The following is a 20,940-nucleotide window of genomic DNA, read 5'->3' as shown; positions in this document are numbered from 1 at the left end:
TTGGGAAATTTAATTGATTCCTTTATAGTATTTTTAGAAAAAATAGATGAAAAAAGGAAATCTGAAAAATTCAGATTGTATTAAGGTGATTAAATGAAGATACCAAAAGAAAAAAGAAGATATTGTCCTAATTGTAAAAAACATACAATTCATGAAGTTCATACAGCTAAAAAACGAAAAGCAAGTGAATTAAAATGGGGTCAAAGACAATTTAGAAGAGTTACCGCTGGTTACAGAGGTTATCCAAGACCTTTACCTGCAGGTAACAAACCGATTAAAAAATTAGATTTAAGATATAAATGTAAAGAATGTGGTAAATCTCATATCGGTAATTCTTTCAGAACAGGAAAACCTGAATTTGTATCTAAATAGGTGATAAAATGGCTAGTAAAGGTAGAGGAAACTTTTTAAAGGTTAAATGTTTAGATTGTGATAATGAACAAATTATCTTTGATCGTGCAGCTTCTGATGTAAAATGTATTATCTGCGGTAAAACTATTGTAAAATCACGTGGTTCTAAAGCAAAGATAATAGCTCATATTGAAGAAGTTTTAAACTAAATTCTTTTTTTATTTTTTTTCATTAAAATTTTAAAAATTGGTTTTTAGTTTTTTTAATTTTATATAAAATATAGATTTTAATTAAAAATTTATTTTTAATTTTAATCTTAAAAACTATTCAGGTGTTTAAATGGTAAGAAAAAGTCAAGAATGGCCAGAAGAAGGAGAACTAATTGTTGGTACAGTTTATAAAGTTCTTAATTATGGTGCATTCGCAAAACTTGAGGAATATTCTGGAAAAGAAGCTTTTATTCATATTTCTGAAGTTTCATCTGGTTGGGTTAAAAATATTCGAGATCATGTAAGAGAAAATCAAAAGATTGTTGCTCGAGTATTAAGAGTTAATCCAAAAAAAGGGCATGTTGATGCATCACTAAAAAGAATAAGAGAAGATCAAAGAACAAAAAAGATTCAACAATGGAAAGTTGAACAAAAAGCTGAAAAATTCTTAGAATTAGCAGCTAAATCTTTAAATAAAGATTTAAACACAGCTTACAAGGAAGTAGGTTATGAAATCATGGATATTTTTGGTGATGTTTATGGTGCGTTTGAAATTGCTGCTGATGAAGGAAAATCTTCACTTACTGATGAAGGTATCAATGAAGAATGGGCTGAAGCTATCACAGAAGTAGCTAAAAATAATATAACTCCTCCAGAAGTTCATATAACTGGTTATGTTGATATAGAAACTTATGAATCAAATGGTGTAGATATAGTTAGAAAAGCTCTCGAATCTGCTGAAAAAATTGAAGATGTAGAAGTTCAATGTGTTGGTGCTCCACGTTATAGAATCACAGTTAAATCAACTGATTATATCTTAGCAGAAAAAACACTAAAAAAAGCTGCAGATAATTGTATTAAAGTCATTGAAGATTCTAATGGTAAAGGCGAATTTTTACGAGAATTAGATTAAAATTATTTTTAATTTTATAATTTTTACTTTTTTTAACTTTTTTTTAGTAGTGATTTAACATGAAAATGAAAATGCGTAAATGCCCCTTATGTGACATTTATACTATAAAAGATACTTGTCCTAATTGTGGTGGAGAATTAAAAGTTGTTTATCCACCTAAATATTCAATTGAAGATAAATATGGCAAATATCGTCGAAAATTGAAAGAAGAAATGGATAATAAGTAAAAATTCCTTTAAGGAGGAATATTATGAAAAATACTCAAATTAATGTGATTGAAGAGATTAATTTAGATAATCCTATTTTTATAGAAGCACTTCCTGGAATTGGTCATGTAGGTAAATTAGCTGCAGATCATATGATTGATGAATTAGGAGCCACTAAATTTGCCGAAATATATTCTCCTCATTTTCCTCCTCAAGTATTTGTTGGGGAAGATGGAATTATTGAATGTATGGTAAATGAACTTTACTATTTAAAATCTCAAGGAGAAAATTCTCAAGATTTTATTCTATTAGTGGGAAATACTCAAGGATTATCACCAGAAGGTCAATATGAACTTTGTGGCTTAATATTAGATTTTATAGAAAGTTATGGAGTTAAACAATTATTTACATTAGGCGGTTTAGCAACAGGCAAACCGGTTGAAGAAACAAAAGTTTTTGGAGCAGCTACAAACCTCGAAAATATAGAACTTCTTAAAGAAGCAGGTATTGAAATACGTTCTGCTGATGGTGGAATTGTTGGGGCTTCTGGGCTTATTCTAGGATTAGGAAAATTAAGAAATATGTCAGGGGCTTGTTTAATGGGCGAAACTCCAGGCTATTTTATTGATGCTGAAGCTGCTGAGGCTATTCTTCAAAAATTATCTTTAATTTTAAAATTTAATATTAATACTGATGAATTAGAAGAAAGAGCTGAAGAAACTCGAAAATTATTAAATCAAGCTCAACAAATGGAACAAGATATGGTAAATAAATCCATGGGTCAATCTGATGATGATCTCAGATATATAGGTTGATTTTTTTATTTATCATTAAATTTTTATAAATAATTATTATAATTTTTTTAAGTAATTATCTTATATAAAATAAGATTTAACTATTTTTTTTTATTTTTAAAAAATTTTTCACATATTAAAAAAATTATTATAGGGGTGATTAAATGATTCAAATTGCAGTTACAGGAAAACCAAATGTAGGTAAATCATCATTTTTTAATTCAGCAACAGCATCAAAAGTTGAAATGGCTAATTATCCATTCACTACTATAGATGCAAACAAAGCAGTTGCGCATGTTACATGTAAATGCCCATGTAAAGAATTAAATGTTTCATGTAATCCGAGAAATTCTATATGCATAGATGGAACAAGACTTATTCCAATAGAACTTATTGATGTTGCAGGATTAGTTCCAGGAGCTCATGAAGGTAAAGGTTTAGGTAATAAATTTTTGGACGATTTAACTCAAGCAAAAGTTTTTCTTCATGTTATTGATGCTTCAGGGTCTACTGATGAAGAAGGAAATCCCGTGGATTTAGGTTCACATGATCCTTTAGAAGATATAGGATTTCTTGAAAATGAGATAGTAATGTGGATGTATGGAATACTTAACAGAAATTGGACAAGATTAATTCGTAAAGTTGGTGCGGAACACTTAGATATTTCAAAAGTGATTTATGATCAATTATCTGGTACTGGTATAATGCTTGAAGATATTATTGAAGCTTTAAGAGGTTTTGAACCGGATTATACAAAATGGGAAGAAAAAGATTTAATAGAATTAACTAGAAAAATTTTAAATATTGCTAAACCAATGTTAATAGTTGCTAATAAAGCGGATTTACCTGGTGCTGATAAAAATATTGAACGTATTAAAGAAAAATATTCTAATGTAGTTCCTGCTTCAGCGGAATCTGAACTTGCTTTAGTAAGAGCTGCTGAATCTGGTTTAATTAAATATGTTTCAGGAGATTCTGATTTTGAAATATTAAATCCAGAAAAATTAAATGCTAATCAAATAAAAGCACTTGAATATATTAGAACTAACATTTTAGAAAAATATGGCAGTACCGGTATTCAAGAAGCTTTAAATAAAGCAATATTCGAATTACTTAATATGATTGTTGTTTATCCAGTTCAAGATGAACATAAATTTACTGATCAAAAGGGTAATGTTCTTCCTGATGGTATTTTAGTTCCTAAAGGTTCTAATCCACATGAATTAGCATATATAATTCACTCTGATATTGGTGATAAATTCATGTTTGCTGTTGATGCTAGAAAAAATATGCGCATAGCTAGTGATTATGAATTAATTGATGGAGATATAATTAGTATTACCACACATTAATTTTTTTTATTTTCTTTTTTTGAACTTTTTTTATTAAAAATATTTATTTTTTCATAATATTATAAAACGAAAACTTTTTTTACTATTTAATACTATATTTTAGTAATTAATTGTTATAAGGTAATATTATGGTAAAAAAAATATTAACAACTAATAAAGGTGCCCCTGTAGCAAATGATCAATCATCTATTACTACAGGTAAAAAATCTAGTTATGCTTTATTACAAGATACATATCTTGTTGAAAAATTAGCACATTTTGATAGGGAAAGAATACCTGAAAGAGTGGTGCATGCTAAAGGTGCTGGAGCTCATGGTTATTTTGAGGTTACTCATGATTTGTCTGAATATACTAGGGCTAAATTTTTATCTGAAGTAGGTAAAAAAACAGATGTTTTTGTTAGAATGTCTACAGTAGGTGGTGAAAGAGGGTCTGCTGATTCTGTACGGGATCCACGAGGGTTTGCTGTTAAATTTTATACTGAAGAAGGGAATTATGATTTAGTGGGTAATAATACTCCAATATTTTTTATAAGGGATGCAATTAAATTTCCAGATTTTATTCATACTCAAAAAAGACATCCAACTTCAAATTTGTCTGATGCAAATATGGTTTGGGATTTTTTTTCTTTAACTCCTGAATCATTACATCAATTAACATTTTTATTTACTGATCGGGGAACACCGAGAGATTTTAGACATATGCATGGGTTTTCATCACATGCTTATATGTGGTATAATGAGAATGAAGAATATGTATGGGTAAAATATCATTTTTTAACAAAACAGGGCATAAAAAATTTTACAGATGAAGATTCTGTTAAAATGGCTGGTGAAAATCCGGATTATGCAACAGAAGATTTATACAATTCTATAGAAAATGGGAATTATCCGGAATGGAATGTTTTTGTTCAGATAATGACAAATGAAGAAGCTAAAAATTATAAATTTGATCCATTTGATGTTACAAAAGTATGGTATCATTCTGATTATCCTTTAATACCATTAGGTAAACTTGTATTAAATAAAAACCCTAATAACTATTTTAATGAAGTTGAGCAATCTGCATTTGCACCTTCTAATTTTGTGCCAGGTATTGGTCCATCTCCGGATAAATTATTACAAGGACGTTTATTTGCATATGAAGATACACAAAGATGGAGATTAGGTGCAAATCATCATCAAATACCCATAAATCAAACAAAAAATCAAGTTTCTACTTATCAAATGGATGGGCCGATGAATGTAAATAAAGGAAGTCATTATCCTAATTATTATCCAAATTCTTTAGAAGGTCCTAAACCTGAAGCATGTTTTAAGGCTCCAACTATTGATGTCCAAGCAGTAATTGATAGACACACTCAACAGGTAGAAGATGTTGATTTTGAACAAGTAGGTGAATTTTATAGAAGAGTTTTAAATAAGGAAGATAAATCACATTTAATTTCTAACATACTTAATAGTATTTCAGGAGTTAATGAAAACATTCAATATAGGCAAGTTGCTTTATTTTATAAAGCAGATATTGAGTATGGGACTAGAATTGCAAATGGTTTAAACTTAAACATTAATAAAGTTGAAAAATTAGCCTCAATGACTCAAGAAGATAGGATTAAATCAACTTTAAGTTAAATTTATTTTTTTTTTAAACTTTTTTTAGAAACTTATATAACTTTTGTATTCAATAAAGTATATTAGATTAAATTTTATCAGGTGAGTAAAAAATTGATGCATCCACGTCCTAGCCCTATTGCGGCTTCATTATATACTTTAAGAGATTTAAATGCTGATGTTATTATTATGCATGGTCCTCATGGCTGCTGTTTTAGAACTGGTAGGCTTCTCGAAACTGATGGTGTTCGTGTAGTCACTACAGCAATGACAGAAAATGATTTTATTTTAGGTGCTTCAGAAAAGTTAGAACAAACACTTAAAGAAGTTAATGAAGTGTTTAAACCAAAACTTATAGGTATTGTTGGTACCTGTGCTAGTATGATTATTGGGGAAGATTTAAAAGAACCTATTGAAAAATTAAATTTAGATTCTATAATTTTGCCTGTAGCCTCCCATGGTGGTTTCGGTGAAGGTGATAATACAGAAGGTGCTATTGCAGTATTAAAGTCTGCTGCTGAATATGATGTAATTCCTCAAGAAGAAGCAAATCGTCAAATTAAAATGCTTAAATTAGCTACCGAAATTGAGAAAACAAGAGGTATGGCTAAAGGTAATTATATTAAACCAAATTTTGGAGACAATAAAGAGAAAGTAGCTAAAATCATTGTTAAATATTTGGCTGAAAACAAAAAAGTTTGTTTCATTTTAAATGCTAAAAAAGAGACATCTTATCTATTTGCAGATATAATAAATTTTAATTATGAAGATATTAATCCTAATAATAAACCTATGATTCTTGCCAATTTGGATGAAAATATTGGGTTACCTAGAATAAGAAATCATGCTATTAATGTAAAAAATGATTTAAAAGAAAATAATGTTAATATTGATTATATTACTGGAGGTTTAGATGAATATCCGATTGCTCCAAAAATTGCTGAAAAATTTTTAGAAGCTAATGATTTTGATTTGGTAGTTGTATTTGGAGTTCCTCATGCTTTACATATAGAAAATTTTAGCTGTAAATCTATAGCTATAACTGATGGGCCAAGGTTAGTTCAACCCTTAAAAGATTTAGGTTATGATTATGTAATAGCAGAGTTAGATGCTCATTCAAAAACATTAGGAACAGAAAAAATTGTTGATTCAGATTTTGGCATGATGATTAGATCAGTAATTAATTGGGAAAATGAGTAAAGAAGGATTATAAATGATAACAATAATTAATTATAATAGTGGAAATCTTAGAAGTATTCATAATGGTTTTACTAAAATAGGTTATAATGCAGAAATTACCAGTAATCCTGAAAAAATAGCTGATTCTGAATTTTTAGTTCTTCCCGGAGTAGGTGCTTTTGGAAGTGTTATGAAAAATATTGAACCATTTAAAGATTTAATATATGAACATATTAATGATGATAAACCATTTTTGGGGATATGTTTAGGTTTACAAGTTTTATTGTCTTCTAGTGAAGAAGCTGTTGGTATTAAAGGCCTTAATATATTTAAAGGTAGTGTTAATAAAATACCTTACGGTAGAAAAATTCCTCATATGGGATGGAATAAATTGAATGTGCTAAAAAATTGCCCTATTTTAGAAGGAGTGGATGGTAAATATTTTTATTTTGTTCATTCTTATCATGCAAATCCTGAAGATGAAGAAATTGTTTCAGGGATCACGGATTATGGTGTAAATCTAGTAGCTTCTTTATCTAATAATAATTGTTTTGCAACACAGTTTCATCCAGAAAAAAGTGGTGTTGCGGGACTTAAAATTTTAAAAAATTTTGTTAATTTAAAAAAATAGTATTTAAATTTTTATAATAAAAAAATGGAAGAAAAAATATTATTTATTCTTCCGATATATTCTAATTTTACTTTATTAAGCATTGTTAACTGTTAATACAGTACTTGAACTTGAAGCTGCATAATAATAACTTCCAGCATAAGAACATTTAACAGTATAATCTCCTGCACTTAAATTAATAGGTAATGTTCCAATTCCGTTACTGTTTGTAGTTACAGTATAAGTTTTACTTAAACTTCCTTTAATAATCTTAACGGTTACTTTTGTATTTGGGAATAATAAACCATTACTTTCTTGAACAATTATTGTAAGATTTTTTCCTTTAGTAATATTAAATGTGTTATTTTGTGTTCCGCTGATACCTACAGTAGTTGGCATTTTATGTGAAGAAGGATAAATTGTAATATTATTAGTTTCGGAACAACCTGAAGTTATACCATCACCATTGTATGAAAAAGTAATAGTATATTTTCCAGCACCTAAATTAATAGGTAATCTTGCATATCCATTACTATCGGTGGTTGTTGTATAAGTTTTATTAGAATTACCATTACTAATGGTATAATAAACTTTTTGATTTCCTAAAACTTGGAAATATAAATTGTATAAGATACTTCTAAAACTTTCACCTTTATGGTTTACTTCAAAATTATTTTGAATTACTCCACTAGGTATTTTATATACTGTAAAGTTTTTAAAATTAGATCCATCGCCACAACTTGCATCTACACTATAATATCCTGGAAATAGGTTTATATCTAAAAATGCTTGACCATTTGTATCAGTGGTTGCCCAGTAGATTTTGCTTGCACCATCACTTAAACGGGTTAAGTTTAATGCAATATGTTGTCCTACTATAACTTTTCCATTGGTAAAATTGGTTAAGTTGATGGTTAAATTTTTTGGATTTTTATATATTTGTCCAAAGTCTTCAACTGTTACATTAAATTCTTTTGTATTATTAGTTTGAGGGGTAATATTTGTATTGTTGTTTGTATTATTACTTCCATCACTTAATAAATTAATACTTTCTGCATTATTCACGTCATTTGTATTATTTTGAGATTCAACACTTAATTGAGCATAGTTAATATTATTATCATTAGAGATTCCAGTTCCATTATCAATATCCGCTGCAGAAACTACAGATAATGATGTTGTAACTACTGTGATTAATAATAATATTAAAATAATTTTATTAAATTTTTTCATATTATTTTTTCTCTTTATTATATTTTTTTTTAAAAAAAGCTAACAAAAATGAAGTTAGCACTATTTTACTTATTTTTTTTATATTATTTAAATTTTAGCTTATAAAAATTATATTTTTATGTATTTGTTCCAATTTCTGGAACGTTTTTTTAATTATGTCATGTTATAATTTTTATAATCGTGTTTTTAAGTCAAAATTTTTAGTTTTCATATTTTTTTAAAATTAAATAAAGTTTTAACATATACTTTTTTATTCTTTTTAAATATTTTTTAGGTCTCTAAAATTTAAAATATTCTTATTTATTTTAAAAAGTTTTCATGATTTACATAAATTATATAAAACAATAAAATCAAACTATTATAATATTAAATTAATTATTTTAATAAAAAAAATCATGATATTTATTGATTAAAATTTAAATATATTACTTTTTTTTATTTCATTATTTTGGTGTAAAAATGGATATTGAAGGTTTTGTTAGACGTAGAATTAAAACAACAGATGAAAAAACACTTGAAACACTTTTAGCAGATAGAATTAGAGAATATAAAAATGTTGATGAAAATTATTCTAAATTAATGGCAAAAAGTGTAATTGAAGAAGTTAAAAACACATTAAAAGTTGAAAACTCAAATGATGAATTTCTAAAAGAAATAATAAATATACCAAAAGCGGATATTTCAATGGGTAAAATGGGTGTTGGATCTAGAGGTGCTGGTGACTTTTTTGTACATAGAAAAATTGCTGAAATTGTGTCCAGTGCTAATACCTCTTCATTAGTAAATCCTTCAGCTCAAGATGATGGGGGTGTAGTAAAAGTAAACACTGATCAAGATGTTTATGTAACAACTGCAGTAGATGGTATACATTCTCGTTTAAGTGATTATCCATTTTTAGGAGGGTTTCATGTAACTCGAGCAACACTTAGAGATGTATGTGTGATGGGAGCAGATCCTATAGCTATATTAAGTGATGTTCATTTGGCTGATGATGGAGATGTTGGAAAAATATTTGATTTTACTGCAGGTGTTGCTGCAGTTTCAGAATTAATAGATACTCCAATTGTTGCTGGAAGCACCCTAAGAGTTGGTGGAGATATGGTTTTAGGAGATCGATTTGTTTCAGCAGTAGGGAGTGTTGGTGTCTCTAAATATCCTCCTACTGCACGGAAAGGAGCAACACCCGGGGATGTTGTTTTAATGACTGAAGGTTCTGGAGGAGGAACTATAACTACTACAGCATTATATAATGGTTTTTTCGATGTTGTATGGGATACTCTTGATATTAGTTTCATTAAAGCTTCTAATGCTTTATTTAATAATGATTTAATTAAAGACATACATGCTATGACTGATGTAACTAATGGGGGTCTTCGTGGTGATGCTCATGAGATTTCATCTGTAACTGGGGTAGGATTGGAATTTTATCAAGATAAATTAAGAAAAACTGTAGCTCCTAATGTACTCAAAATGTTAGATACTCTAAATATAGATCCTTTAGGTGTTTCAACTGATTCCTTAATGTTAATTGTTCCTCCTGAAATTGTATATGATGTTACTAATGTAATTCAATCTGCAGGAGTTAATATTTTTGAAATTGGTAAAGTAGATAATAAAAAGACTCCTAGATTAATAAAAGAAGATGGAAACGTAGATATTCTTGAACCTTTATTCAGGGAAGCTGCTTATACTAAAATAAAAAAGCTTCGTGGTGAAAATACTCCTGAAGATTTTGAAATAATGAAAGAGAAAGTTCAAAAAGCAGCTAATAATTCAATTAAAAAGAAAGAAAAAGTTATTGATTATATTAATAATCAAAAATAATTTTTTTCCTTTTTATTTTTTAAAAATTTAATAATAATAGTTATATACTAAAAAGAGTAATATAAAATTATAAACTTATAAATTTTAAGTTTATAAAAACAATATTATTTTTAATAATTCATTGCCCTGATGGTGTAGCTTGGATAACACGTAGGATTGCGGATCCTATTCCCCGGGTTCAAATCCCGGTCAGGGCATTATAAATAATTTTTAAACTTACAAATATTATTTTTTATAGAAAACTATACTTTTTTCAAATATTTATTTTCTTGAGGTTTTGTTCATGCTTAATGCAAATGTATATGTTACAAAAGATAAAGGGATTGGAGGAACTATTAGAAATCGTTATGAAGATTTTTATGTGGAAGAAATTCCAGAAATAGTTCCAGAAGGTGAAGGTCCAAATATATGGATTTGGATTGAGAAAATTGGAAGAACAACTTTAGATGTTATGTTAGATATTTCTAGAGATTTACATATAGACCGTAAACGGATGGGTTTTGCTGGAATGAAAGATAAAAAAGCTTTAACTCGTCAGTGGCTTTGTGTTGCAAATATGGATTCAGAAGAACAATTGAAACAAGTTGAGGATTTAGCTGGAAATATTTATAAAACCCAATTTTTAAAAATTATTCGTGGAAGAAAAAAGTTACGTATGGGCCAATTAAAAGGTAATAAATTTAAAATTTTAATTAAAGATATAAATGGAATGGAAACAGATGGAGATAATACTGAAATTATTTCGGATGCTGCTTCAAGAGCTTCAAAAATATTAAAAGAGTTAGAATTTACAGGTGTTCCTAATTATTTTGGTTGGCAAAGATTTGGAAAACCTAGAACAAATACTCATCTTGTTGGTGAAGCTTTAATACACAATGATTTAAAAGAAGCAGTAAGGTTGTATATTGGTAATCCTTCTCCTGAAGAACGAAATGAAAATCAATTAGCTCGTCAAGCTTATGATGATGGGAATTTAGAAAAATCTTTTGAATTAATGCCTAAAGGAATGCGTTATGAAAAGATGATGATTAAAGAACTTTTAAAAGAATCTAAGAAAAAAGATATTTTAGATGATGATTCTTATAAACGTGCTATTCATGCACTTCCAAAGCCTTTACAAAGAATGTTTGTTAATGCATATCAATCATTTATTTTTAATAATGTTGTTAGTCATAGAGTGAAAATGGGATTAGATAAATATATTGATGGAGATATTGTAATTGATAATGAAGAAAGGATTGTTAGAGATAAAACTCATGAGGAATTTCAACATTTAGTTTCTAATTTTGAAGTTAATCAAACTTCTCCATTATTTGGAACTAAAGTTCCTTTTGCTGAGGGTGAAGTTGGGGATATGGAAAAATCCATTTTGAATAGTTATAATTTGACAAGAGAAGATTTTGAGTGTCCTAAAATGCCAAAACTTGGAAGTCATGGTTTGAGAAGATCAATGAGATTTCAAATTTGGGATACTATGGCTTCATCCACTGATGAGGGTGTTTTAGTTGAATTTTCTATTAATAAAGGTTCTTATGCAACTGCTGTTTTAAGGGAAGTTATGAAAGTGGATGTTGTTTAGTTTAAAAAATTTAATAATAAATTATATTATTTATTCAAATTATGGTTTTAGGTTGATTTTATGATAAAATGTAGAAAAATTTCAAGAGGGAAAAGTACTGGTGAATTAATAGTTAGTAATAAACCATTAAGTTTTTTAGGGGGAGTTAATCCAGATTCTGGTGTAGTTATTGATCCTCATCATGACCTAAGTGGTCAATGTATTAAAAATAAAATTTTATTTATCCCTGGAGGAAAAGGTTCTACAGTAGGTTCTTATGTTATATTTCAAATGAAGAAGAATGGGACAGCTCCTAAAGCTATTATATGTTTAAATGCAGAACCTATAATAGCTACTGGTGCAATAATGTCTGACATACCTATGGTTGATTCTCCTTCTTCTACAGATAATTTAATTAATGGAGTTACTGTTGAAGTAGATTGTAATAAGGGCTTAATACATATTTTATTTTAAATTTAAAATTTTTTTGGGTGTTAACTTATGCAGGAATTATTAATTGAAAATGTTAATTTAATAAATCCTAATGAATCTGAACCATTATCTGATGTTTCAGTATATATTCAAAATGGAAAAATTTTTAATATTGATAAAAATATTGATGTTTCAAATAGGGTTGAAGCTCAAATTATTGACGGTGATAACAAATTTATGCTTCCAGGATTCATTGATATGCACACTCATCTTTTTGCTAATGGCTTTAAAAAAGAAGATAATATGAAAAATCCATTATCAACTCATTTTTTCAATGGTATTATTAATATGCATGATACCATTGATGCTGGAGTTACCACAGTTCGTGATTGTGGTCTTGCAGATATTGGTGCTAAAATGGCTCAAAAAAAAGGTTTGTTTCCATCACCTAAAATGTTATTGAGTGTAACTCCTCTTTCAATTACTGGAGGTCATTTTGATTTAACTTTTAATTCTGGTTTTAATATGGGAATTAAATATCCGGGTTTACCTAATCCTTTATGTGATGGTGTTGAAAATGTTATTCGTAAAACTCGAGAAGTATTTAGGGCTAGAGCAGATTTTATTAAAGTAATGGTAACAGGTGGGGCTTTAAGTGAAAATGATTCATCATTATATCCTCAATTTAATTTAAAAGAGTTAATTGCTATTGTTAAAGAAGCTAAAATGAGAAAATCTAAAGTGGCTGCTCATGCTCATGGTTTAGAAGGTATTAAAAATGCTTTTAAAGCAGGTGTTAATTCAATTGAACATGGTACTTATATTGATAAATCTTTAGCAAAGTTAATGGCCAAAAAAGGAACTCCTATTATTCCAACTATTATGGTAATTGATACTTTATTTAAAAATGGTAATTATTTGGATGATGAAAAAAAAGCTAAAGTTAAAGAATTAAACAAAGTTCAAAAGGAAAATAAAATCATTGCTTATGAAGAAGGGGTTAAAATGTTTATGGGTAGTGATTCTGGGGTTATTCCTCATGGTCATAATCTTGAAGAACTTAAATTTTTAGTTGATTTAGGTATGAATTCTTCTGAAGCTATTGCAGCTGGAACTATTGAACCTGCTAAATTTTTAGGGATTGATGATAAAATTGGTTCAATTGAGCCAATGAAAAGTGCTGATGTTATTTTGTCTAATAAAAATCCTTTAGAAAATATTAGTTCTTTAGGTGATTCTAATAATATTTCTTTAGTTGTTCAAGATGGTAATGTTATAAAGAATACACTTTAATTTATTTTCATGATTTTTTCATAAAAGTATGCTTATTTTAAATAAATTTTTTTGCTTAAATTTATATTTAATATATTGATAAGTTTTAAACATAAAAATTTTTAAAAAATGGATAATAATTTTTATTAAAAATTATATAGTACATATAATAATATATTAACAATAGTTAATTAATGGAGATGAACATATGATTAAAAAAGATATCAAAGTTGACGGTATGCATTGTAACTCTTGTGTATTAGCAGTTCAAAATTCTCTTGAAGATGTAGAAGGAATTTTGAAAGCTAATGCAGATTTAGATTCCGGTATAGTTAAATTAGAATTAGATTCTGATAATGTTTCAAGTGAAGATATAAATGAAGCAGTTAAAGAAGTAGGTTTTAAAGTAGTAAAATAAATATTAATTAAATTCTTTTATTAACCTAATATAGAAAGGAGATTGTAATGGTTAAGTTAAAAACATTGGATATTCCTATAGAAGGAATGCATTGTGCTTCTTGTGTATTAAATCTTAATAATGCATTCAATAAAATTGAAGGAGTTAATAAAGTTAATGCAGATTTAACAAATAACAAACTTCACATTCAAATTAATCCTAAAAAAGTTTCATTTAATGAAATTAATCATGTAGTTGAAACATTAGGATTTAAAACACATTCAGATGAAATAACTTTACGATTAAATGGAATGCATTGTGCTTCTTGTGTTATGAATGTTGAAAATTTTTTAAATAAATTAAATGGTATATTTGATGTTCATGCTGATTTAACTACACAAAAAGTTTCAATCAAATATGATAAATCTAAGGTAAATAAAAATGATATGGAAAAAGTCATTGACTCATTAGGTTTTGAGTTATTAGGAATTGATGGGCAATTAAATATTGATGAAAAACAAATTTACCAAAATGATTTAAATGATAAAAGGAACAGAATCATTGTTGGTTTTATATTCTCAGCAATATTAACATTTTTAATGTATTTTCCTATACATGTTCCATTTATTACAATGGGGGAATTATCATTAATTATAACAATTATTCCTTTTTTATATGTTAGTTTACCAATATTAAAAGCAGGATTTCAAGGTTTATTCCATAGAAACCTTAATATGGATGTAATGTATACAATGGGTATTTTAGTTGCATTTATATCAAGTATACTTGGAACTTTTAATATAATTCTTAACAGCTCTTTTATGTTTTATGAAACTTCATTAATGCTTCCATCTTTTCTTTTAATTGGTAGATATTTAGAATCAAAAGCAAAAAATAAAACTTCTTCATCAATTAAAAATTTAATGGGGTTACAACCTAAAACAGCTATTTTATTAGAACTTCATAATAATAAAATAATTAATCAAAAAGAGATACCTATAGATAATATTAAAGTAGGAGATATTTTATTAGTTAAACCAGGTGATAAAATACCTGCAGATGCTAAAGTTGTTGGAGGTTCTAGTTATGTTGATGAATCTATGATAACTGGTGAACCAATACCAAAAATTAAAGAATTTAATGAAAATGTATTTGCAGGGACTATAAATCAAAATGGAATATTAAAAATTGAAGCTCAAAAAATAGGTAAAGAAACAATTTTATCTCAAATCATTACTATGGTTGAAAAAGCTCAAAGTTCTAAGCCACCGGTTCAAAGGGTTGCTGATTCTGCAGTTACTTATTTTATTCCAATTATTTTGTCAATAGCTATTACAGTTTTTATTATTTGGTATTATATTTTAGGATCTACATTACTTTTTGCATTAACTACTTTTATTTCTATTTTAGTAGTTGCATGTCCATGTGCATTAGGTTTAGCTACTCCAACAGCAGTTACTGTTGGTATAGGTCGATCTGCTGAATATGGTATTCTTATTAAAAATAGTGATACTCTTGAAACGGCAGGAGATGTTGATGTTGCTATTTTTGATAAAACAGGTACTATAACTGAAGGAAAACCTGAAGTTGAAGATATTATTTCTTATGGAATTAATGAAAATTTAGTTTTAAAGTATGTTGTAAGTATTGAAAATAATTCTCAACATCCTATAGCTAAAGCTATTATCAATAAATCTAATGAATTAAATATTAATTTATTTGATATTGATGATTTCAATAATATTACTGGTAAAGGTCTTAACTGTAAGATTAATGGTCAAAATATTTTAGTGGGTAATTTAAATCTTTTAGAAAGTGAAAATATTAAAATTGAATCATCGGTCTTAGAAACATATCATGATTTAGTTTCTCAAAATAAAACCGTAATATTTTTAGCTATTGATGAAGAAGTTAAAGGAATTTTAACATTAGTTGATAAAATTAAATATAATTCTAAAGAAACAATTAATGCTTTGCACTCTATGGATATATCTACTTATATGGTTACAGGGGATAATGAAAAAACTGCAACAATTGTTGCAGATGAAGTAAATATTGATAATGTTGAAGCTGATGTACTTCCTGAAGATAAATTAAAAATTGTTAAAAATATCCAAAAAAATGATGAAAAAGGTAAAGTTCTTTTTGTTGGGGATGGTATAAATGATGCTCCTGCTCTTTCACAATCAGATATTGGGGTAGCAATGGGTAATGGTACTGATGTTGCTATGGAAAGTGGGGATATTGTTGTTGTAGGAGGAGATCTTGAAAGTGTAGTTACTTCTATTCAACTTTCTAATAAAGTAATGTCTAGAATTAAAGAGAATATTTTTTGGGCATTTGCATATAATGGAATTTTAATACCTATTTCAGCAGGTGTTTTATATCCTACATTTGGAATTATGTTTCGTCCAGAATTTGCTGCTTTAGCTATGGCATTTAGTTCAGTTACAGTAATTTCATTATCATTAATGCTTAAAAGGTATGTACCGCCAATTAAAAGAAGTAGTAATTAGTTTTTTGTTTATTTAATCAATCATTATTTTAAGTTTTATGTATGTTTTGAAATTCATATTTTTATAAAAAAATTAAAAATGTGGAATAATTTTATTCTACATTTTCAGTTAATTTAATTTTAATTTTTCCAAGTTTTGGAGCTAATATGTTATATAAATAACTAGTTATTAATACACATAAAAATGTTCCAATAAATCCAATTAAAATGGCACTAATTAAACTATAAACATTATGTGTTGTAATTAATAATATTATGCCTAAGATTATACTAATAACTAACCCAATAATACTTAGGATTAAGGCACTGTTAACAGGGTTTATTGAATTAATAATAGTCATATCATCTTCTTTTTCTAATCCTAACATTACACCATACATTTTGTTTGTAAGCATATTATAAACATAACAGCTTATTGTAGTTATTATAAAAGTAGCAATTACTACAAAAATTATTGCAAGAATGATTATAATTGGATCACTCATTAAATAAATCATTTGATAAAGCATATAAACTAAAGTTAAATTACCCGCAACCATTAAAACTTGATAAATAACACTGAATACTAATTGTGCAACGAATAAATTAATTAAATAAAATATTATAAACATTATTGTACTGATTATAGTTACCATAACAGCTGTAGGAATAACAGAAATTTCTTTTATTTCCTTATTTTCGAAAAGTTTAATTTTTATGTTCTCTAATTTTGAAGCAAGGATATTATAAATATATGATCTAGTAAATAGTTCAAATATAGATACTATCATTGTACCAAAAATTATTGTTGGTGCAATCATTAAAAGACTGCCAATAGTATTAAATCCTGCACTTATTCCTCCAACAATTAAAAGAATTAATGTAAGTATAATTGCATAAATTACATTTATTCCTGTTCCAATTATTGTTAAAGATGATAAGTCAATGGATTTAAGATTTAAAAATTCAGACATTAATTGTCATCTCCTGTATAATAGTTTTAAAACCAATTTTTTGAACTTTCTAATAGTTCATTTATAATTATAGTTGATGAACCTAAATAAGTATGAGGGTTCATAATTTCTTTAACATCTTTTTTGCTTAAATATTTAGATGCATCTTTGTCTGCTAATATAAGATCTGAAAGTAATTCATTTTCTTCTTTAGCTTGGATTGCACATTTTCGTACAATACCATATGCGGTTAGTTTACCCATTCCTTTTCTAGTAAGTTCTGCCATTAATCTTTCAGCCATTATTAAACCATTTGTTAAATTTAAGTTCTTTTCTATGTTATCTTCATGGAATTCAAGATTACTTAAAAGTTTAATTCCAAGATTTAATATATAATCTGTTAATATGCATGCTTCTGGAAACATTATTCTTTCACAAGAAGAGTTTGTCAAATCTCGTTCATGCCAAAGGGGATTATTTTCCATCGCAGCTACAACGTATGATCTAATTATTCTAGAAATACCACAAATTCTTTCTGCAGTTATTGGATTCATTTTATGTGGCATGGTACTACTGCCTACTTGTTTTTTAGGGTCAAAAAATTCTCCAACTTCCATAATTTCGGTTCTTTGTAAACTTCTAATTTCAACACCTATTTTATCCATAGTTGTTGCTATGTTTGCTAAAACCATTATGAATTCGACATGGTTATCTCTTTGAACGACTTGGTTTGTTATTGTAGCAGGGGTTAATCCTAATATTTTTGAAGTTTTTTTATGTATCTCCCAACCGTCTTCTCCAAGAGCTGCAGTAGTACCCACTGCACCATCCATCATTCCAACACATACATTTTTTTTAGCATTTAATAGTCTATCATATTGTCTATGCATTTCATCTGCCCATATTCCAAATTTCATCCCATATGTTGTTGGAAGAGCGTGTTGTCCATGTGTTCGTCCTATGGTAACTAAGTCTCTTTTTTCTTCAGTTAATTTTAATAAAATTTCTGTTAATTTTTTTAGTTTATTTTCTAAGACTTCTATACTATCTTTAATTAATAAAGAATTTGAGCTATCTACTATGTCGTTGGAAGTTGCTCCAAAGTGTACATATTCTCCGGCTTCACCTTCACATTGTTCTGCTAGTCCTTTGGTTAATGCTGCTATGTCATGTTTTGTTTGAGATTCTATTTCATTAACTCTTTCTAAGGTGACATATTTTGTATTTGCTTTTGATGAAATTTCATCAGCTATATTTTTTGGTAATATATTTAGTTCTGCTTCTGCTTGTGCTAAAGCGGATTCTACATCTAATTTCTTTTGTAATTTATTTTCTGATTCCCATATATTTTTCATTTCGGGGGTTCCATATCTAAATTCAATAGGGTGTATTGCCATTTTCATACTCCTTTTTAGATTATTTATCATTGTTAATTTTTTTAATAGATTCTATTTTTTTTTTTTTAATAGTTATTCTATTGTTATATTATTTCTTTTTTTGTTAAATATAATTAGCTATTTTCTAGTTTTTTCCATAATGTTTATATATTATGTAATCTATATTTTACATATGGAATGTATATTTTACATTTGTAATGTATTTTTAACAACCTCAATATTGAAAATTCTAGAAAAAAACCTTTGAAGGTGGTTAATTGAAAACAAAAATAAGATATATACGCCAAGAAAAGGGTATTAACCAACAAGAATTAGCAAATAAAGTTGGAGTTACTCGACAAACAATTAATGCTTTAGAAAATTCACGTTATAATCCATCTCTTATTTTGGCTTATAAAATAACCAAAGCACTAAATTGTGAGTATATTGAAGACGTATTTATCCTTGAAAATGACAATATGAATGATGAAAATTAATTAAAAATAAATAAAAATGTGATAAAAATGATACTAGATATTTATAAAGATTCATTAGAGTATTCCTTACAAGAAGGGAAAACTCTTTTAAAATTAGGAGTAATGATGTTTTTCAGCTTCTTAATACTTCCAATATTTTTGGTTTTAGGGTATTATTACCGGGTGCTAGATACAGCAACTCATGGAATGATAAATGGGGATGATAAATTACCAAAATTTGATGATTTAACCTCAATGTTTGTTGATGGATTAAAAGTATTCTTAGTTAAATTTATTTACCTTTTAATTCCATGTATAATTTTTTTAGCTAGTTTAATTATAGGTGGGCAAATATCCGGATTAAATAATAATGTAGGATCAGGGGTAATGTTTGTAGGAATAATTATATCAATTATTTTAGCTATATTATTCTATTTCTTATCAATAATGGCAGTATCTAATATGGTTGCAAATAATGGATCAATTAAAGATGCATTTGATTATAAAAGTATTTGGAAAATAATATCTAATGTAGGATGGTTAAGATATATAGGATTCTATTTAGGACTAATAATTATAATTACAGTAATTTCAATCATTGTAGGTATAATTTTAGCATTAATATGGATTACATTAGGTATATCTGGAGCATTTGTAAGTGCATTTGGTTTGAATATAGGGTTAATTATAGGTTTATTAATAACTATTTCAGTTTACTTATTCTTGATATCTCCATATTTAACTATATTTGAAAGTAGGGCTATTGGATTAATTTATGAACCTTTAGACGGTGATGACTAATGAGTGTAACAGATGTTTTAAAAGAAAGTTTACATTATCCTTTCATTGAAAAAGAAAAAATAATAATTTTAGGAATATTTTATGCTTTAATAAGTGCAATTAATTTAGGGATATCATATCTTATTTCAACACCACTTATGACTTCAAGTAGTTCTACTTTAATAAATGAAACTGCAACTACTTTTTATCAACAGATTAATCATATTTTTGCACAAATTCCAACTACAAATTTATATGAATCTATAATTTTAGGAATCGTAATGATTTTATTGGGAATTTTAGCAACAGGATATGACTATAGAGTAATAAAAGAAGCTATAAATAAAAATAATTTTTTACCTAAATTTAATAATTTTTTATTAATGTTTATTGAAGGATTAAAAATAACAGTTGTAGAAATTGCATATGATATTTTGCCTATTATACTTTTAGTAACTGGGTTTTATATCATGACATATGGAGGCATATTTTTAACAATTGGATCCATATTGTCATGTGTTGGAATAATATGTGCAATATTAATGGTATTAATTCAAATAATGGCAATAAATCACATGATTGCAAATGATGGAAAAATAACTTTTGCATTTAAAGTTAAAGATATTTTAAATATTATTAATTCAATTTCTTGGATTAGGTATATTGGAGCATTATTTATGCTTGTTATTATTTGTGTAATTATTGGAATCGCTGCGAGCATGATTATTTCATTCATTATGCTTGGTGTAATGATGATTAGTTCTCAAGTTATTTTAACTAGTTTAGTCACTTTAGTAATCATGGGATTGTTTATAACTCCCTTCTTATCATTATTCTGTGATAGGACATTAGGTTCTCTTTATAATGAAAGAGTAAAAGATTTAAATGTTGATGAAAAATATATAATAAAATAATTTTTGA

Annotated in this window: 21 protein-coding genes and 1 tRNA gene; 19 read left to right on the top strand and 3 right to left on the bottom strand. The window is 27.2% G+C overall.

Going from position 1 to position 20,940, the window contains the following annotated elements; translation table 11 throughout:
• Positions 1–93: 93 nt before the first annotated feature.
• From BP997_RS03540 to hisH, 9 genes are all read left to right on the top strand, one after another.
• Positions 94–372 (top strand): 50S ribosomal protein L44e, encoded by a 279-nt coding sequence (locus tag BP997_RS03540; RefSeq protein ID WP_409198189.1) that lies wholly within the window; start codon positions 94–96, stop codon positions 370–372.
• Positions 373–380: 8 nt separating this feature from the next.
• Positions 381–560: a 30S ribosomal protein S27e gene (locus tag BP997_RS03535; RefSeq protein ID WP_409198188.1), complete on the top strand. Its 180-nt coding sequence runs from the start codon at positions 381–383 to the stop codon at positions 558–560.
• A 130-nt stretch (positions 561–690) separates the two neighbouring features.
• Positions 691–1,473 carry a translation initiation factor IF-2 subunit alpha gene (locus BP997_RS03530; RefSeq protein ID WP_409198187.1) on the top strand — a complete coding sequence of 261 codons (783 nt, stop codon included), beginning with the start codon at positions 691–693 and terminating at the stop codon, positions 1,471–1,473.
• Positions 1,474–1,532: 59 nt separating this feature from the next.
• A complete protein-coding gene (locus tag BP997_RS03525) occupies positions 1,533–1,700 on the top strand; it encodes an RNA-protein complex protein Nop10 (RefSeq protein WP_409198186.1) in 168 nt (55 codons plus the stop codon).
• Between the two features lie 23 nt (positions 1,701–1,723).
• A complete protein-coding gene (locus BP997_RS03520) occupies positions 1,724–2,494 on the top strand; it encodes a proteasome assembly chaperone family protein (protein ID WP_409198185.1) in 771 nt (256 codons plus the stop codon).
• A gap of 143 nt (positions 2,495–2,637) precedes the next feature.
• Positions 2,638–3,825, top strand: coding sequence for a redox-regulated ATPase YchF (locus tag BP997_RS03515; RefSeq protein ID WP_413825021.1), 1,188 nt, complete (start codon positions 2,638–2,640; stop codon positions 3,823–3,825).
• A 128-nt stretch (positions 3,826–3,953) separates the two neighbouring features.
• Positions 3,954–5,456 carry a catalase gene (locus BP997_RS03510; protein WP_409198183.1) on the top strand — a complete coding sequence of 501 codons (1,503 nt, stop codon included), beginning with the start codon at positions 3,954–3,956 and terminating at the stop codon, positions 5,454–5,456.
• 96 nt (positions 5,457–5,552) lie between these two features.
• On the top strand, positions 5,553–6,635 hold the full coding sequence (gene cfbD / locus BP997_RS03505; protein ID WP_413825045.1) for a Ni-sirohydrochlorin a,c-diamide reductive cyclase catalytic subunit: 1,083 nt from the start codon (positions 5,553–5,555) through the stop codon (positions 6,633–6,635).
• A gap of 13 nt (positions 6,636–6,648) precedes the next feature.
• The gene (gene hisH, locus BP997_RS03500) at positions 6,649–7,245 is read left to right on the top strand and encodes an imidazole glycerol phosphate synthase subunit HisH (RefSeq protein ID WP_409198182.1); all 597 of its coding nucleotides are present in this window, start codon (positions 6,649–6,651) and stop codon (positions 7,243–7,245) included.
• 75 nt (positions 7,246–7,320) lie between these two features.
• On the opposite strand, the gene BP997_RS03495 is transcribed toward hisH, so the two are convergent.
• A complete protein-coding gene (locus BP997_RS03495; RefSeq protein ID WP_413825023.1) occupies positions 7,321–8,457 on the bottom strand; it encodes a carboxypeptidase-like regulatory domain-containing protein in 1,137 nt (378 codons plus the stop codon).
• A gap of 459 nt (positions 8,458–8,916) precedes the next feature.
• On the opposite strand from BP997_RS03495, the gene BP997_RS03490 reads away from it, so the two are divergent.
• The 7 genes from BP997_RS03490 to BP997_RS03460 all read left to right on the top strand — a co-directional run bounded on the left by BP997_RS03490 (position 8,917) and on the right by BP997_RS03460 (position 16,456).
• Positions 8,917–10,281 carry an AIR synthase-related protein gene (locus BP997_RS03490; protein WP_413825025.1) on the top strand — a complete coding sequence of 455 codons (1,365 nt, stop codon included), beginning with the start codon at positions 8,917–8,919 and terminating at the stop codon, positions 10,279–10,281.
• 123 nt (positions 10,282–10,404) lie between these two features.
• Positions 10,405–10,478: transfer RNA gene (locus BP997_RS03485), tRNA-Arg, on the top strand.
• Positions 10,479–10,564: 86 nt separating this feature from the next.
• Positions 10,565–11,860, top strand: a complete 1,296-nt coding sequence (gene truD, locus BP997_RS03480; RefSeq protein WP_409198179.1) for a tRNA pseudouridine(13) synthase TruD — start codon at positions 10,565–10,567, stop codon at positions 11,858–11,860.
• Positions 11,861–11,920: 60 nt separating this feature from the next.
• On the top strand, positions 11,921–12,313 hold the full coding sequence (locus tag BP997_RS03475; protein ID WP_413825027.1) for a DUF126 domain-containing protein: 393 nt from the start codon (positions 11,921–11,923) through the stop codon (positions 12,311–12,313).
• Positions 12,314–12,340: 27 nt separating this feature from the next.
• The gene (locus BP997_RS03470; RefSeq protein ID WP_413825030.1) at positions 12,341–13,564 is read left to right on the top strand and encodes a metal-dependent hydrolase family protein; all 1,224 of its coding nucleotides are present in this window, start codon (positions 12,341–12,343) and stop codon (positions 13,562–13,564) included.
• Positions 13,565–13,751: 187 nt separating this feature from the next.
• Positions 13,752–13,961 carry a heavy-metal-associated domain-containing protein gene (locus BP997_RS03465; protein ID WP_409198176.1) on the top strand — a complete coding sequence of 70 codons (210 nt, stop codon included), beginning with the start codon at positions 13,752–13,754 and terminating at the stop codon, positions 13,959–13,961.
• Between the two features lie 47 nt (positions 13,962–14,008).
• A complete protein-coding gene (locus tag BP997_RS03460) occupies positions 14,009–16,456 on the top strand; it encodes a heavy metal translocating P-type ATPase (protein ID WP_413825032.1) in 2,448 nt (815 codons plus the stop codon).
• A 91-nt stretch (positions 16,457–16,547) separates the two neighbouring features.
• On the opposite strand, the gene BP997_RS03455 is transcribed toward BP997_RS03460, so the two are convergent.
• Complete coding sequence (locus BP997_RS03455; RefSeq protein WP_413825034.1) at positions 16,548–17,408, bottom strand: hypothetical protein; 861 nt, start codon at positions 17,406–17,408, stop codon at positions 16,548–16,550.
• 26 nt (positions 17,409–17,434) lie between these two features.
• Positions 17,435–18,784 (bottom strand): adenylosuccinate lyase, encoded by a 1,350-nt coding sequence (gene purB / locus BP997_RS03450; RefSeq protein WP_409198173.1) that lies wholly within the window; start codon positions 18,782–18,784, stop codon positions 17,435–17,437.
• Between the two features lie 257 nt (positions 18,785–19,041).
• On the opposite strand from purB, the gene BP997_RS03445 reads away from it, so the two are divergent.
• The 3 genes from BP997_RS03445 to BP997_RS03435 are packed head-to-tail and all read left to right on the top strand — an operon-like array spanning position 19,042 to position 20,933.
• Positions 19,042–19,260 (top strand): helix-turn-helix transcriptional regulator, encoded by a 219-nt coding sequence (locus BP997_RS03445; RefSeq protein ID WP_409198172.1) that lies wholly within the window; start codon positions 19,042–19,044, stop codon positions 19,258–19,260.
• A 27-nt stretch (positions 19,261–19,287) separates the two neighbouring features.
• On the top strand, positions 19,288–20,040 hold the full coding sequence (locus BP997_RS03440; RefSeq protein WP_409198171.1) for a DUF4013 domain-containing protein: 753 nt from the start codon (positions 19,288–19,290) through the stop codon (positions 20,038–20,040).
• The gene (locus tag BP997_RS03435) at positions 20,040–20,933 is read left to right on the top strand and encodes a DUF4013 domain-containing protein (RefSeq protein ID WP_413825037.1); all 894 of its coding nucleotides are present in this window, start codon (positions 20,040–20,042) and stop codon (positions 20,931–20,933) included. The genes BP997_RS03440 and BP997_RS03435 overlap by 1 nt, the downstream gene beginning before the upstream one ends.
• The last annotated feature ends 7 nt before the right edge of the window (positions 20,934–20,940 follow it).

Source organism: Methanobrevibacter sp. UBA412 (assembly GCA_002495685.1).
GTDB lineage: Archaea > Methanobacteriota > Methanobacteria > Methanobacteriales > Methanobacteriaceae > Methanobrevibacter_A > Methanobrevibacter_A acididurans.
The sequence above is the reverse complement of the archived record's forward strand: the minus strand, read 5'-3'. Positions and strand labels throughout refer to the sequence as shown.